Origin of the sequence: Pseudomonas sp. SJZ080, assembly GCF_007828295.1 — a bacterium.
GTDB classification, from domain to species: Bacteria; Pseudomonadota; Gammaproteobacteria; order Pseudomonadales; family Pseudomonadaceae; genus Aquipseudomonas; species Aquipseudomonas migulae_A.
Map to the genome: position 1 here is coordinate 32,499 of NZ_VIUK01000028.1, position 15,112 is coordinate 47,610.

The 15,112-nt window shown below is 59.1% G+C and carries 16 protein-coding genes and 2 pseudogenes; 14 read left to right on the top strand and 4 right to left on the bottom strand.

All coding sequences use genetic code 11. The annotated features are described in order from the left end of the window. Window positions 1–435: 435 nt before the first annotated feature. From FBY04_RS27260 to FBY04_RS27290, 7 genes are all read left to right on the top strand, one after another. A complete protein-coding gene (locus FBY04_RS27260) occupies window positions 436–1,587 on the top strand; it encodes an ABC transporter substrate-binding protein (RefSeq protein WP_084317865.1) in 1,152 nt (383 codons plus the stop codon). 107 nt (window positions 1,588–1,694) lie between these two features. Continuing rightward, complete coding sequence (locus FBY04_RS27265) at window positions 1,695–2,732, top strand: branched-chain amino acid ABC transporter permease (RefSeq protein WP_084317866.1); 1,038 nt, start codon at window positions 1,695–1,697, stop codon at window positions 2,730–2,732. Further along, window positions 2,729–4,531 carry an ATP-binding cassette domain-containing protein gene (locus tag FBY04_RS27270; RefSeq protein ID WP_084317867.1) on the top strand — a complete coding sequence of 601 codons (1,803 nt, stop codon included), beginning with the start codon at window positions 2,729–2,731 and terminating at the stop codon, window positions 4,529–4,531. The genes FBY04_RS27265 and FBY04_RS27270 overlap by 4 nt, the downstream gene beginning before the upstream one ends. After that, window positions 4,528–5,322, top strand: coding sequence for an ABC transporter ATP-binding protein (locus FBY04_RS27275; protein WP_174602646.1), 795 nt, complete (start codon window positions 4,528–4,530; stop codon window positions 5,320–5,322). The genes FBY04_RS27270 and FBY04_RS27275 overlap by 4 nt, the downstream gene beginning before the upstream one ends. Before the next feature lie 176 nt (window positions 5,323–5,498). Then, entirely contained in the window at window positions 5,499–6,485 is a 987-nt protein-coding gene (locus tag FBY04_RS27280; RefSeq protein ID WP_084317869.1) for a ketopantoate reductase family protein, read from the top strand. Between the two features lie 23 nt (window positions 6,486–6,508). After that, window positions 6,509–7,273 (top strand): class II aldolase/adducin family protein, encoded by a 765-nt coding sequence (locus FBY04_RS27285; protein WP_084317870.1) that lies wholly within the window; start codon window positions 6,509–6,511, stop codon window positions 7,271–7,273. Between the two features lie 15 nt (window positions 7,274–7,288). Beyond that, complete coding sequence (locus tag FBY04_RS27290; RefSeq protein ID WP_256667185.1) at window positions 7,289–8,860, top strand: methyl-accepting chemotaxis protein; 1,572 nt, start codon at window positions 7,289–7,291, stop codon at window positions 8,858–8,860. 18 nt (window positions 8,861–8,878) lie between these two features. On the opposite strand, the gene FBY04_RS27295 is transcribed toward FBY04_RS27290, so the two are convergent. Continuing rightward, window positions 8,879–9,859 (bottom strand): AraC family transcriptional regulator, encoded by a 981-nt coding sequence (locus FBY04_RS27295; protein ID WP_145318348.1) that lies wholly within the window; start codon window positions 9,857–9,859, stop codon window positions 8,879–8,881. A 325-nt stretch (window positions 9,860–10,184) separates the two neighbouring features. Here FBY04_RS27295 and FBY04_RS27300 point away from each other — a divergent pair, with 325 nt between their 5' ends. The 7 genes and pseudogenes from FBY04_RS27300 to FBY04_RS32890 all read left to right on the top strand — a co-directional run. Beyond that, entirely contained in the window at window positions 10,185–11,528 is a 1,344-nt protein-coding gene (locus FBY04_RS27300) for an MFS transporter (protein WP_218571664.1), read from the top strand. 110 nt (window positions 11,529–11,638) lie between these two features. Continuing rightward, window positions 11,639–12,115, top strand: a complete 477-nt coding sequence (locus FBY04_RS27305; protein WP_084317873.1) for a MarR family winged helix-turn-helix transcriptional regulator — start codon at window positions 11,639–11,641, stop codon at window positions 12,113–12,115. Window positions 12,116–12,149: 34 nt separating this feature from the next. After that, window positions 12,150–12,248, top strand: a pseudogene (locus FBY04_RS27310) (OprD family outer membrane porin); the annotation flags it as partial. A 215-nt stretch (window positions 12,249–12,463) separates the two neighbouring features. After that, the gene (locus FBY04_RS27315) at window positions 12,464–12,778 is read left to right on the top strand and encodes a metalloregulator ArsR/SmtB family transcription factor (protein ID WP_084317874.1); all 315 of its coding nucleotides are present in this window, start codon (window positions 12,464–12,466) and stop codon (window positions 12,776–12,778) included. Beyond that, on the top strand, window positions 12,775–13,209 hold the full coding sequence (locus tag FBY04_RS27320) for a YeeE/YedE family protein (RefSeq protein ID WP_084317875.1): 435 nt from the start codon (window positions 12,775–12,777) through the stop codon (window positions 13,207–13,209). Before FBY04_RS27315 ends, FBY04_RS27320 begins: the two co-directional genes overlap by 4 nt. A gap of 2 nt (window positions 13,210–13,211) precedes the next feature. Beyond that, complete coding sequence (locus FBY04_RS27325) at window positions 13,212–13,631, top strand: DUF6691 family protein (protein ID WP_145318351.1); 420 nt, start codon at window positions 13,212–13,214, stop codon at window positions 13,629–13,631. Window positions 13,632–13,717: 86 nt separating this feature from the next. After that, a pseudogene (locus tag FBY04_RS32890) lies at window positions 13,718–13,819 on the top strand (MBL fold metallo-hydrolase); the annotation flags it as partial. Here FBY04_RS32890 and FBY04_RS33375 read toward each other — a convergent pair. The 3 genes from FBY04_RS33375 to FBY04_RS32895 all read right to left on the bottom strand — a co-directional run bounded on the left by FBY04_RS33375 (window position 13,820) and on the right by FBY04_RS32895 (window position 14,897). Next, window positions 13,820–13,912: a hypothetical protein gene (locus FBY04_RS33375; RefSeq protein ID WP_159439526.1), complete on the bottom strand. Its 93-nt coding sequence runs from the start codon at window positions 13,910–13,912 to the stop codon at window positions 13,820–13,822. It abuts the pseudogene before it with no gap. Window positions 13,913–14,044: 132 nt separating this feature from the next. Continuing rightward, complete coding sequence (locus tag FBY04_RS27340) at window positions 14,045–14,503, bottom strand: hemerythrin domain-containing protein (RefSeq protein WP_145318352.1); 459 nt, start codon at window positions 14,501–14,503, stop codon at window positions 14,045–14,047. A gap of 262 nt (window positions 14,504–14,765) precedes the next feature. After that, on the bottom strand, window positions 14,766–14,897 hold the full coding sequence (locus tag FBY04_RS32895) for a transposase (RefSeq protein ID WP_139273007.1): 132 nt from the start codon (window positions 14,895–14,897) through the stop codon (window positions 14,766–14,768). Window positions 14,898–15,112: the final 215 nt, after the last annotated feature.

Here is a 15,112-nt window from a genome sequence, read left to right on the forward strand (position 1 = left end):
AAACAGGGCAAAAAATCACTGTTTTTTGAGTTTTTTTGTCAGCTGTTTTTAGTCATTCGAGGGCATCCTTGATCCAGATCAGAGCCTTGTTTGATATGGCGTGCTGCAGGTTTTTCCCGCCCTTCACACGACCTTCTGCCGGTCCTTGGGAGCACCTTGGTCGGCCCGCCTCGAAGCGCGTGCATCAGGCATCGCAGTAACGGCTTTCTGCCATGCACCAAAAAATTTCTGGCATGCAATCTGCTTTTGCCCTCTTCGCCTTCGACCGATCGCTCATGGTCGAGCGGCACCCTGATGACTCGGTAACCGAGCATGGGTGTCGCCGCAGTTCGATAACTAAAACAGGGCCGTACCTTGGGCCGAACTCGCACCACGTCGTGGTCGAGGCGGCTGGCCATTAGCCTTTTGCAGCGTTGCAACTCTTCGGAGAAAGTCATGCTTTTCAGAAAAGCCGTGTCCACGTTGTTGTTGAGTGCCGCCTGCGCCGCCGCTGCGCAGGCGGATGTGAAAGTCGGTGTCATCACCTCCTCCACCGGACCGATCGCACTGGTCGGGATACCCCAGAAAAACACCATACCGTTGCTGCCGACCCAGGCCGGCGACCAGGTGGTGAAGTACATTTCTCTGGATGATGCGAGCGACCCGACCGCTACGGTGAAGGCGCTGAAGAAGCTGATCGACGAAGAAAAGGTCGATGCCATCATCGGCCCGAGCGGTTCGCCCAACGCCATGGGCGTGATCCAGTTCGTCGCCGAGGCAGGCGTGCCATTGCTGGCACCGGTCGGTACCGCGGCGGTAGTGCTGCCGATGACCGAGCAGAAGAAATGGGTATTCAAAACCACGCAGAACGATGACCTGATCGCCAAGGCGCTGTTCGAGCACATGGCCAAAAAAGGCGTGAAGACCCTCGGCTTCATCGGCACCGGCGACCCTTATGGCGAAAACTGGGCCAAGGTCATGACCGGCCTGGCAGCGCAGCAGAACATCAAGGTCGTGGCCAACGAGCGCTTCCAGCGCCAGGACACTTCGGTCACCGGGCAGAGCCTGAAAATTCTCGCCACCCGCCCCGATGCAGTGCTGGTCGCAGCGCCGGGCAGCTCGGCGGTGATGCCGCAGACCACCCTGTTCGATCAGGGCTATCGCGGCCAGGTCTACCAGACCCACGGCGCGGCATTGCAAGACTTCCTCAAGTTGGGCGGCAAGAAGGTCGAGGGCACCATTCTGGCGGCCAGCCTGATGCTGGTACTCGATGAAATCCCGGACAGCCATCCTTCGAAGAAAATTGCCAGCGACTACACCGCGGCTTACGAAAAGCTCAACGGCAGCAAGCCGGCGACCTTCGGCGGGAACACCTTCGATGCCGGCCTGCTGTTACAGCAGGCGATCCCGATAGCAGCCAAGAAAGCAGCACCAGGGACTCCCGAATTTCGTGCAGCCCTGCGTGATGCGCTTGAGCAAAGCCACGAACTGGCCGGCACCCAAGGCGTTTACAACATGACGCCGCAGGACCACAGCGGCTTCGACGAGCGCGGTCGCGAACTGATCGTGGTGAAGAATGGCAACTGGATGTTGTTGCACGACAACTGATCGGAACCCGGGCGCACAGCCCACTGTGCGCCCTGCCCGATTGCCGGCGAACCAACCTGCGCCGGCACGCGAGCCTGATATTCAATCTGTAGAAAAGAGCTCTCATTATGAATTTCCAGATAGCCATGCTGCTGGGCCAGGACGGCATGACCAACGGCGCAATCTATGCGCTGCTGGCCTTGTCGATCCTCCTGGTGTTCACCGTGACCCGGATCCTGTTGATCCCCCAGGGTGAATTCGTGACCTACGGCGCCTTGACCATGGCCACTTTGCAAAGTGGTCACCCGACCGCACTGGTCTGGCTGCTGCTCGGCCTGACGCTGATCGACTGTGCACTCGATGTTTGGGGCGCGGCACGCTCCAGTCAGGCTTTTCGGTTTCCCGTGCGCATTCTCTTCAAGCTCGGCTATGCAGGCCTGTTGGCGGTGCTGATCAACACCTTGCCGCTGGCCGAGTTGCCGATGGCCGTCCAGGCATTGCTGACGCTGGCGCTGGTGGTTCCGCTGGGGCCGCAGATCTACCGACTGGTGTTCCAGCCGATCGCCTCGGCCAGCTCACTGGTCTTGCTGATTGTGTCGATCGCCGTGCACGTGAGCATGGTCGGTATCGCCCTGTTGCTCTTCGGCCCCGAAGGCGCCCGCACGCAACCGTTCTCCGAAGCCGGCCTTGAACTGGGTCCGGTCACGTTCAACAGCCAGACGCTCTGGGTGCTGGCCGTCTCCCTGGGATTGATCGTCGGCCTGTATCTGTTCTTCGAGCGCACGCTCTATGGCAAAGCCCTGCGTGCCACCGCGGTCAACCGCATGGGTGCCAGGCTGATGGGGATCTCGCCGACCCTCGCGGGCAAGTCGACCTTCCTGCTCGCGGCGCTGATTGGCACGCTGTCGGGGATCCTGATCGCCCCGATCACCACGCTGTATTTCGATTCTGGTTTTGTCATCAGCCTCAAAGGCTTTGTCGGCGCGATCATCGGCGGGCTGGTGAGCTATCCGGTCGCCGCGCTCGGCGCCCTGGCGGTGGGCCTGATCGAAGCATTCTCGATGTTCTGGGCCAGTACCTACAAAGAGATCATCGTGTTCACGCTGATTATTCCGTTCCTGCTGTGGCGTTCGCTCACCAGTCGTCATGTGGAGGAAGAAGAATGAATTCGCGCTATCTGTTACTTGCCCTGTTGCTGGTGGTGGGCGTTGTGCCGCTGCTGTTGCCACCGTACTACGTCACCCTGCTCAATTACATCGGCATGTACGCCATGGTCGTATTGGGGCTGGTGCTGCTTACTGGTGTCGGCGGCATGACCAGTTTCGGTCAGGCCGCGTTCGTCGGGCTGGGCGCCTACACCTCTGCCTACCTGACCACGACCGAGCAATTGCCGGCCTGGCTGGCGTGGGCCGGAACGTCGCCATGGCTGACGCTGCTGGTGGGCGTGGTGCTCACCGCCTCAGTGGCACTGATTCTCGGCGCCTTGACGCTCAAGCTGTCGGGACATTACCTGCCGCTGGGAACGATTGCCTGGGGCCTTTCGCTGTACTACCTGTTCGGCACGCTGGAATCCCTGGGCGGCCATACCGGCGTCGGCGGCCTGCCATCGATTTCCTTGTTCGGCCTGAAACTGGATAAGGGCGAAAACATTTTCTACCTGATCTGGGCCCTGCTGTTATTAGCGATCGTCATCACGCAGAACCTCCTGAACTCTCGCGAAGGCCGCGCCATTCGCGCACTCAAGGGCGGCCAGGTCATGGCCGAGTCGATGGGGGTCAACACCTTCCGCTCGAAGATGGTGATCTTCGTCATCTCTGCGGTGTTCGCAGCCATTTCCGGCTGGCTCTATGCGCACACCCAACGCTTCGTCAACCCGACACCGTTCGGCCTGAACATGGGCATCGATTACCTGTTCATGGCCCTGATCGGTGGGGTCGGCAGCGTGTGGGGCGCCCTGCTCGGCGCGGGCATCCTGACTCTGCTAAAGCAATGGTTGCAGGACTGGTTGCCGCATCTGCTGGGTAACACCGGCAACTACGAAATCATCGTATTCGGCATCTTGATCGTGGTGCTTATGCAGCGTGCACCGGGTGGCCTGTGGCCCTTGCTGACACGTCTGATACCGGCCCGGTTCAGGGTCCGCGCCAAGGTCCGGAATGTCGACGCCAAGGCTGCACCCCTGCCCCGCCGGCAACTGCCCAAACATGGCGAACTGATCCTTGAAGCGCGGAATGTGACCAAGCGCTTCGGCGGACTGGTGGCCAACAACGACATGAGCCTGGAAATCCGTTCGGGTGAAATCCTCGCACTGATCGGCCCCAACGGTGCCGGCAAAAGCACCATGTTCAACCAGCTCTCCGGCGTCGATACACCGAGCAGCGGCGATGTGCTGTTCATGGGTCAAAAGATCAACGGCTTGAACTCGCGGCAAGTGGCGAGCATGGGCATGAGCCGCACGTTTCAGCACGTGAAACTGCTGGGCAACATGAGCGTGTTGGAGAACGTCGCCATCGGCGCGCATTTGCGTGGCCAGCAAGGCGTGCTGTCGGCGGCGCTGCACCTGGATCGTCGCGAGGAAGCCGAACTGCTCGGCGAAGCCAGACGTCAGCTGGAGCGCGTAGGCCTGGGCGATTACTTGTATGAAGAGGCCGGGAGCCTGGCACTCGGCCAACAGCGGATTCTGGAAATCGCCCGCGCCTTGTGCGCCGATCCGTGCCTGCTGCTGCTCGACGAACCCGCCGCCGGCCTGCGCCTGAAAGAAAAGGAAGCCCTTGGCATCCTGCTCAGCCGCCTGCGCAGCGAAGGCATGGCGATTCTGCTGGTCGAGCACGACATGGACTTCGTCATGGGCCTGGTCGATCGCGTGGTGGTCATGGAGTTCGGCCAGCGGATCGCCCAAGGCCTGCCCGAAGACGTACAGAAGGATCCGGCCGTGCTGGAAGCCTATCTGGGAGGAGTTGAATGATGAACATGCAAGTGGACCCGCACCTCGCACCGCGCAACCAGGTTGACGACGCCGTGCTGGAGATCAAGGGCCTGAGCGTGGCCTACGGCAAGGTCGAAGCGCTGAGCGACGCCAGCCTGACCGTCGGCAAGGGCCAGATCGTGACAGTGATCGGCCCCAACGGCGCCGGCAAGACCACCCTGCTTTCGGCCATCATGGGTGTGCTGGGCTCCCGGGGTCAGGTGCATTTCGACGGCAGCCTGGAAACCTTGCCGGAAGTGGAAGTGATGGTCTCGCGAGGCCTGGGCCTGGTGCCGGAAAGGCGCGAGTTGTTCACCAGCATGAGCGTGGCGGACAACTTGCTGCTCGGCGCTTTTCAACGCCATCGCCGGGGCGACCGTCGCTACAGCGAAACGCTTGGCGAAATCTACGAACTGTTCCCGCGCCTGTGGGAACGCCGCGAGCAATTGGCGGCGACGTTGTCTGGCGGTGAACGGCAGATGCTCGCTGTGGGCCGGGCGCTGATGGCCAAGCCCAAGCTGCTGATGCTCGACGAGCCAAGCCTGGGACTGGCGCCGCTGATTACCCGGGAGATCTTCCGCATCATCACCGCGCTGCGTGAGCAAGGGGTTTCGATTCTGCTGGTCGAGCAGAACGCGCGTGCCGCCCTGCGAGTAGCCGATTACGCCTATGTGCTGGAAACCGGTCAGATCGCCATGCAGGGTCCGGCGCAGCAACTGGCTGATGACCCACGCGTGATCGAAGCCTATCTCGGCTTGGCCAGCAAGCATCAGGAAATGCTCGCCAACTGACAACGTGGGCGCGACACCGCCCCCCTCCTTGTAGGAGCCGGCTTGCTGGCGATTGCGATGGGTCAATCGACGGGTTTATCGACTGATCGGAAGCTATCGCCAGCAAGCCGGCTCCTACAGGTGACTGGTGCTGTGTTCAACAACCCATCGTCCCTTGTGAATAATCCGGAGTCACGATGAACGCTTCCTCCTTGCGCATCGGCATCGCCGGTGCCGGTGCCATCGGCTGCACCCTGGCGGCCCGCCTTGCGGGTAACGGCCATACGGTCAACGTACTGGCCCGAGGTGAAACCCTGACGACCATCCGCCGTGACGGCATCCACCTGTCCGATCTGGACGGTCATCATCATGTGCGAGTCGAGGCCAGCGACGACGCTGCCAGCCTTGGCGAGCAAGACCTGATATTCCTCTGTACCAAGGCACAAGCCCTGGCCAGTCTGCTGCCGCAACTGCAACCGATGATCGGCGCCGAAACGGTAGTGATCCCGGTGATCAACGGTGTGCCGTGGTGGTACTTCCACGGTGAAGGCGGACGCTACGACGGGCAACGGGTGAACGCGGTTGATCCGCAGTCGACGCTCCACCAGGCCCTGGACCTGCGCCACGTGATCGGCTGCGTGGTGTTCATCACCGCGCACTGCCCGGCCAATGCCGTGGCTGAATCGAACACCCCGCACCTGATGATTTTTGGTGAGCCTGACAACCGCCTCAGCCCCCGCCTGGAGCGTGTGCGCGCACTGATCGAAAGTGTCGGCATCGAAGCACGAGCCACCGACCGCATCCGCGACAATCTGTGGACCAAGATCATCGCCAACCTCACCTCCAACCCCCTCTCGGTGATTACCGGCGCGACGCTCGATCAGCTTTACAGCCTGCCGGAGTTACGCGACCTGGTCAGCAGTTGCCTGCACGAAGCCTTGCTGACGGCCGCCGCGTACGGCGCGCGCGTGAGCATCGATCCACGGACCTTTCTCGAACTCGGCGCCGGCATGGGCGCCGTGCGCACTTCAATGCTGCAGGACTATGAGAAAGGCCGCCCACTGGAGCTGGCCGCCATCGGCGACGCGGTGCTGGAGTTGGCCGACGGCATGGCGATCCCGATGCCCGTTACTCGACACCTCATTGCCCTGGCACGCTTTCGCGGCGAACAGGCCCGTCACTGAATCACTACGACAAGGACTCCGACATGGACCACACTCAATTGGCAAAACCGCACGCGTACAGCGACGAAGAATGGGCCCTGCGCGTGCAACTTGCGCACTGTTACCACCTGGTGGATTTCTTCGGCTGGACCGAGACGATCTTCAACCATATTTCCGCACGCCTTCCCGGCCCGGCGCACCATTATCTGGTCAACCCGTTCGGCCTCAATTACACCGAAGTGACACCAGAGAACCTGCTCAAGGTCGACCTGCACGGCAAGAAGCTCGAGGACTCGCCCTACGACGGCAACCCCGCCGGTTTCGCCCTGCACAGCGCGGTGCACGGTGCCCGTTCGGACATTCAGTGCCTGATCCACACGCACACCACGCCGATTTCGGCCATCGTCATGAAAAAGGCCGGTTTTGCCCACAATGACTTTTACGGCGCACAACTCTACGGACGGATCGGCTACCACACCTTCGAAGGCATCACGCTGTTCGATGACGAAAAAGCACGGATGATCGACAGCCTTGGCGACAAGCACATCCTGGTGCTGCGCAATCACGGCATTGCCGTTGGCGAAAGCAGCATTGCCAAGGCCTTCTTCCTGCTGTGGACAGTGCAGCGCGCCGCCGAAATCCAGTGCCAGGCCGGCGCTCTGGGCGGTGAGGACAACCCGCTGCCTGAAGCGATCAGCCAGAAGTGTGCCGAACTCACGGCCATGCTCATTCGGGACAGCGGCTTCGCTGTGAAATTTTTCGACGCCATGGTTCGCAAAATGCGCGCCGAACGCGGCCAGTGCTGGTAATAGCGGGAGCGTTCAGTGGCTAAGCCAAAGGAATACACGCCGCCGGTCATCGTTGCGGCGCAGCCAGAAATACCGATCTCGCGCCTGGATGTTCACGGCCATCTGATCGCCTGCAACGATGCTTATGTGGCGCTCAGCGGTTACGCCCGGGAGGAGCTGCTGAACCAGCCGCATGAGCTGATCAATCATCCGCTGATGCCCAAGCGAGTCATTGAACGTATGTGGGAGACCTTGCGCAGCGGTGTGCCCTGGACGGCGCCTATGATGGGTCGCGATAAACAGGGCACGACGTTCTGGTGCAATCTCTATGTGGTGCCACTGCTGGAGGGCGGTCAACTGAATGCGCTGGGCACGGCGTATCACCCGATGGACGCCTCCCAATGCCTGCGAGCGGAAAAACTCTATCGACGCTTGAATGACGGCCACGGCCCGCTGACTTTTGCCCGCCGCGTGCAGGAACATGCCAGCAGCCAGGGTATCGCCTGGTTGCTGGGACTTGGGGTGGCTGGCGCGATTGTCGGCGGACAGATCGACCTGGCACCGGGGTTGCTGGTGCTTGGCGGCGTGTTCGCTTCGATCTGGCAATGGCGCGCCAGACAGCGCGCGGATGTCTCCCGGATCATGGTGCGCCATGATCAGGTCTACAGCGACGCCTTGCTGGCACCGCTTCAGGACGGCAGCGCCAGCCTCGCCAGCCGTTTTGACATGGCCCTCAATAGCCAGAACACACGGATGCGCACGGTCATGGCGCGTATCCGGATCAACGGCGAGACCGTGCGTCAACGTGCGCAAGAATCGTCGACACTGGTACAGACCCAGTCCGGGCACCTGCAACGGCAACTTGAAGAAGCCGAGCAGTCCGCCGCGGCGGTCCATCAAATGAGCGCCACGATCCAGGAACTGTCGCGCAACCTGCAACAGGGGGCCGAGGCCACACAAGCCGTCGACCGACTGGCTCGCGAGGGTGACCGGATGTCCGGTCAAAGCCAGCGTTCGATGACCGGCCTGTGCACTTCGGTCGAGGAAATTGGCCAGGCCGTCAGCCGCTTGGCGGAATCGATCGAATCAATTAGCGGCGTCGCGCATGTGATTCGCAGCATTGCCGAGCAGACCAATTTGCTGGCGCTGAACGCGGCCATCGAAGCGGCCCGCGCTGGCGAGACCGGACGCGGTTTCGCAGTGGTCGCCGACGAGGTACGCAGCCTCGCGACCCGCACCCGCGAATCCACTGAACAAATCCAACGCTCGATCGAGCAACTGCGTGACGGCAGCGCCCTGGCCCTCGCCACCGCGCAACGCGGCGAATCGGCTGCGCGGGAATCACGCGAAGACGTATCGCAGGTCCAAACCGCATTGCGGCGTATCTGCGAGGAAGTCGGGCAGATCTCCGGCATGAGTTTGCAAATGGCCTCGGCCATCGAACAGCAAGGTCAAGTTGCGCAAGAGATCAATGGGCAGATTTCCCAGATCGTGAACCTGGCGCAAATCAGCAGCGATCAGTCCCGTCGCAGTACCCAGATCGGCGAGGAGTTGCATCAACTGGCCAACTCCCAACTCGACCTGGCCCAGCGTTTTCTAAAGGGCTGAGCGATTCATCCTCATGCATCAGGCCTGACGTCGCAGGGTCTCGGAAGGCAGGCAGCCGTACTGCTTGCGGTACTGCATGGCGAAATGACCGAAGCTGGCGACCCCGTGACGCAACAGGATATCCGTCACGCTGTCGGTCGGCCCGGCCTGCTGCAGGGCTACGTGAACCAAGGCCAGTCGACGAGTACGGACATAGTCGCTGGGGGTTTGCTGAAGAAAGCGTGTGAAGCCATTTTGCAAAGTGCGGATCGACACGTCACAGAACTGCGCCAGGCTCGCCAGCGCAATCGGTTCGGCCAGGTGCTGTTCGATGTAGTCACGGGCCTTCTTGACGTGGTGAGGCATCGGTTGGCGCTGGTCTTGCAGCAGATCGACCGAATAATTGTGCGGCAACTGAGTCAGCAGCACCGACAGCAAATAGTCCGACAGGCTCCCGCCCATGGTTGAGGTCATCAGCGTCTGGCTGGCGTCGCCATAGAGCTGGCAGATGTAATCCAGGGTGGTCCTTACCGGCGCCATGCCCTGATGCTCGGCGTCGACCTGAATGTCGAACACCAATGGCTGACGCAAACGCCGGTTGAGCAAAACTTGCAGCTGACGCTCGAGGGCTTGGCGATCGACGCGCAAAATCAGGTTGCGGCAATCCTTGTCGATACGGATAAAACTGCGCTCGGAAGGCGACGAAATCGTCAGCCCGCCCTTGCGCAAAATCGCGCTCTGCTTGCCCAGGCTGACCATGCCGCTGCCTTCCAGGGTGACCCGAATCAGGTAGTAGTCACTGATATCGCCGGCGTCGATTTCCACCGGTGCACCGTAGTGCAGATCGAACAATGCCGAGCTGCCGAAAAACACGCCGTACAGCTGCGATTGAAGGGCGCCACCCTGCTGCATTTTCATCTGGTGGGGCCACAGGTAATGACTGATCCGATCCTTGACCTCGCCAAACCCGCCGGAACTCAAAAGGCAATGATGACGGAGCGTAGAGTGTTGATCGAACATGCTGAAGCACCTCCAGAAAATGACACCGTTGCCCGCAGGCACATCGATAACTTAGTGGAAATGGAAAGCAATTTTCACACCATGCAAATGCTTTCTGCGCGCCCGGAACAGCCTCTGCGCCTGAGGCATAGAGTCAAGGCAAACAAGGGCCTAAAAAGGTCCTGCAGCACACATATGCCAAGCCATTGGCAACCTGGAACCGCACAACAAAACCAATAATCGCACCAGGGCAAGGCGCTCGGGTAACGACGGCGTCACCCATACACCCAACTGCGAACCGCTGCCGCCGACTGACTGATTGCCAACCCTGAAGGGGCCAAACAGCATGACCAGCAAAACACCGACCGAGGTCACCCGTAAAAGCTATGCCTACGAATGGTATGTCGTTGCCGTTTGCATGCTGGCCTATATTTTTTCGTTCATCGATCGTCAGATCCTGGCGTTGATGATTGAACCGATCAAACACGACATGCAGTTATCCGACACCCAGTTCAGCCTGCTGCACGGCCTGGCTTTCTCCCTGTTCTATGCCTTCATGGGCATGCCCATCGCGCTGCTGGCGGACAAATTTTCCCGACCGAAAATCATCGCCATCGGCATCGCGTTCTGGAGCCTGGCGACGGCCCTCTGCGGAGTGAGCAAAAACTTCCTGCAGATGTTTATGGCGCGCATCGGTGTCGGGATTGGTGAAGCGGCGCTGTCGCCGGCCACTTACTCGATGCTCAGCGATATGTTCCCCCGGGAAAAACTCGGGCGCGCCGTGGCGATCTACTCGATCGGCTCGTTCATCGGCGGCGGCGTGGCCTTTCTGATTGGCGGCTACGTCATCGACTTGCTGAAGAACCTCGACAGTGTCGCCGTACCGCTACTGGGCGAAATGCGGCCATGGCAGGTGACGTTTTTCCTGGTGGGACTGCCGGGCATACTCGTTGCCCTGTTGATTGCCCTGACCATTCGCGACCCGGCTCGCAAGGGTTTGAAACTGGACGCCGAAGGCAAGGTCCATGCGCCCGGCATGAAACAGGCGTTCACGTTCCTGGCAGTGCACCGCAAGACCTTTTTCTGCCACTACCTGGGATTTTCGTTCTACGCGATGACGCTGTTCTGCCTGCTTAGCTGGACCCCGGCCTTTTACATACGCAAATTCGCCCTGGCCCCCAGCGATGCTGGTTACATGCTCGGGATCGTCGTATTGCTGGCCAATACCAGTGGCGTGTTTTGTGGTGGTTGGCTGATCGACTGGCTGGCAAAAAAAGGGTACAGCGATGCGCCGATCCGCGCGGGGGTCATCGGGGCAATCGGCATGGCCGTGCCCGCCATCGCGTTCACCCAGGTCAGCGAACTGTGGATGTCCGTGGCGTTGCTGGCACCGGCGATGTTCTTCGCTTCGTTCCCCATGCCAGCCTCGACCGCCGCCATGCAGATCCTGCCGCCCAATCAGATGCGAGCGCAGATCAGCGCGCTGTTCCTGCTGATTTCCAACCTGATCGGCCTGGGTCTTGGTACCACACTGGTCGCGCTGCTCACCGACCGGCTATTCCAGAATCCGGCCATGGTCGGCTCGTCTATTTCCCTGCTCAATGCCTTCGCAGTCGCACTCACCCTGCTCTTGCTGATCAAGGGTTGCCGACACTTCCGCGAGAGCCTCAAACACGAAGGCCTGGCCTGACGTCCTTACCTGAGGCACGCTACGGCGTGTCTGCTGGTTTTTTACCGCGGGCGGCGCGACAATGACGCCCGCGATCAAACCCGCTCACTTGAAAGACTACGCCAACCTTTATGACCACCCCGAAAAAGCGCCTGAGCCGATATAACCCCGCCAGCGAAGACTTCAAGAAGGAAGAGTTCCCCTTCTACTGGCTGGCTCGCCTGCACGGCCGCTACTCCATGGCCATGGAGAAAGCGCTGAAAAAAATCGATATGGACATACCGCGCTGGCGGATTCTGTTCATCCTCAAGGAAAATGGCGAGTCGAGCATTTCGGAAATCTCCATCCATGCCATCGCGAAGCTCTCGACCATCACCAAAATTGTCTATCGCATGAAAGCGGACGGCCTGGTAGAGACCAACACCAGCGCCAGCGACGGGCGCGTGACTCAGGTTTCACTCACCGATGTCGGCCGCCATACCATCGAAGAAATCCAGCACGGCACCAGCGATATCTTCCGTACAAGTTTCAAAGGCCTGACCGAGGCCCAGATCACCAAACTGAACGGAACACTGGAAAAAATATTCAATAACCTGCCGGAAGACTGACCCGCAACGACCAACGCTGCGGGATCGCCTACTCATGACTGAATCGATGATCGGCACGTTCCAGCGCGCCGGGGAAACCACATGGCAGGTTCGCCATGGCTATGACTTTGCGAAGATCAGGATTCCCGGCCTGACTAACCCATCTCAAAATCGGCACTGATCCAGAACAGGCATCGGTGCGAGGAATCAGGTCAATGCGATGTCGGCGCCAACACCCGGGCCTCGCCTATAGCCTGTGACTTGCCCCCCGATCTCTCATGCCAGTGATCAGCGCCAATCAGCGCCGCTAAACACTTAGCTTTTTTATATACTATAATTTAGCAAACTGACGAATTAGCGATCAATCGTATGCCCGAATCAGATCTCCAGCAGCTACACGCCAATGCCGATGCTGCCAGCCAATTCCTTAAAGCCCTGGCCAATCCGGATCGCTTGATCCTCCTGTGCCAGCTATCCCAAGGCGAGCGCAATGTCAGCGATCTCGAGTCACTGCTGGGGATACAGCAACCGACGCTCTCTCAACAGCTGGCAGTGCTTCGTCGCGAAGGACTGGTGGAGACCCGCCGTGACGGAAAGCAGGTGTTCTATCGCATCAGCAGTCCCGCAGCATTGGCAGTCATCCAAACCCTGTATCAACATTTTTGCGCCGGAGAAATTTCATGAGTATCGACTGGCTCAACTTCACCCCCTGGTCATCCCTTGCCGGTGGCGCATTGATTGGCCTGGCGGCCAGTCTATTCGTCGTCGCCAACGGGCGTATCGCAGGCATCAGCGGCCTGATTGGCAGTCTTTTACAGCGTGGGAGCGAGGGGGTGAGTGAGAAAGCGCTTTTTCTCCTGGGTCTGCTCATCGCGCCGCTTCTGTGGGGCTTGTTCACCACGCTGCCACAGATCGAGTTCAAAAGTGGCTGGTTCGGACTGATCGTCGCCGGTGTCTTGGTGGGCATCGGCACCCGATACGGATCAGGTTGCACCAGTGGCCATGGGGTATGCGGCATATCGCGCCTTTCGCCACGATCGATGGTCGCCACCGCGTGTTTTATGTTCAGTGGTTTTGCCACGGTGTTTGTCTTGCGTCATCTGCTGGGGGGTTGAACATGACCAAACTGACCGCATTCATTGCTGGCCTGCTGTTCGGCCTGGGCCTGCTTCTGGCAGGCATGGCCAACCCCGGCAAAGTACTCGCTTTCCTGGATTTAGCCGGCGCCTGGGACCCTTCCTTGGCGTTGGTCATGGTCGGGGCAATTGGCATAGCCATTGGCCCGCTAACCTGGGCGCGACAACAATCCAGTTCGCTGCTGGGAAGGCCAATGCAGCTACCGGTCAAACGCGAGTTGGACCCGCGCTTGATTGGTGGGAGCCTGTTGTTCGGCATCGGCTGGGGAATAGCGGGGATCTGTCCTGGCCCCGCAGTGGCAATTCTGCTGACAGGGCACTGGCAAATAATCGTGTTCATGTTGGCCATGCTGGCCGGCATGTTGTTGTTTACTGTGCTGGAGAGCCGGCGCAGCCATTGATCGGGAGATCGCCATGAAAACGATTTCAGTCTGTCCGGTGTGATCGGTGCTCGACTACGATCGCGCATCAGGCCACACCTCTTGCAGACGGTGAGCGCTTTTTGGTCGGAGGAATCGAAGCGCACGCCATCCACACACCGGGACCTACACCGGCCTGCATGACCTATCTAATCGGGGACGCTGGTTTTTCAGTTCACGCGCCGCCCGAGTGCATTCTCCTCGGGTGGACATCCACCCTCCTGATTTACCGGCCATTTGTACACGTGATATCCACAACCCACGATGCAGATTTGAACACCTTTTGCCCTGGGTCATAGGCAACCGGACAGCCCATGTGCGTGCATAGCGTGCTGTAGGCGACGATATCGCGCTTGGGGCCGACGTCGATAGACGGAACGACCAGTGAATTTCAATTACTGCCATTGACGCTTTATGTCCTGCCATTGGTTATCTGATAACCACTTATCTGCCGCCGGAAAGAAGATATTTTCTTCAGATTCCATATGATCGTAATATTTTTGGATGAAATCATCGATGGTGTCAGCAATTACGCTTGTGTCCTTTGTTGTACCCGCCAACATTTTCAGCTGTCCAGCAATACGCCCAAATGCCTGATGATCTCGCTCTATATCTTTGACCCGTTGGTGGATTGGTGCCTCAGTGGCTAGCAACGCTCGCCGGATCAGTTCTTCATTTTCATGGTGGTGCCGCTCTGCATCACCATGCAAGGATTCAAGCATCTCGAACATCCGCTTACTGTCGGCAGCGCCATCGGACTCATGCCTCATTTTCCTCAGCAACTCTTTGATCTGACTGATTTTTTTTGACACGTCATGATGATAGGCGTGAAGTTCGTTTAATAAGACGTTCATAAAAAACCCTCTTCACGGCACCAAACAAAACAGAAGATATTATTGCCAGCAGCGTCCAAGGATATCGATACCGTTAAACTTCCTTAGTTTTCAATGTTTTACCAATGCGTTCACCAGCATTACTTTACTTTTTCAGTATAGGGCGAGCACTAAGCGTTCATCCCAAAAAAATGAGCCGCTTTTGGAAAAAATTGAAATATCAAGCGAGCATTCACACCATCATTTGATCTACGGGATGTCGGTAAACTTTCGTTGAACATCCTTAGGTAATTAAACAGGTCGCTGCGGCGGTAGCCGCACCGAATACAGCAATGACACGGGCTAATGCCGTCTCGATACCGGCGCGCATGTCCATCGGCTCGTTGGCGAGCCCAATGGCGTCGATGCGAATCATCGCAACAGGCCTCGCAGAAAGGTGGCGCGGGCGGCAGCGCTTTCGGTCGAGCCGTTCACTTTGACGGTGCCACGCGGGTGCGGGATTTCAACGCAGATGCTCGACGAAGGCGCCTGGGAATGCTCCAAACTTTTTTACACAGCCTCGGCCATTTGCCGTCCCTCATAACACGCAAAAATTGCTCAGAAGTGTGCATTCCGCGTTAAAGGAATTTT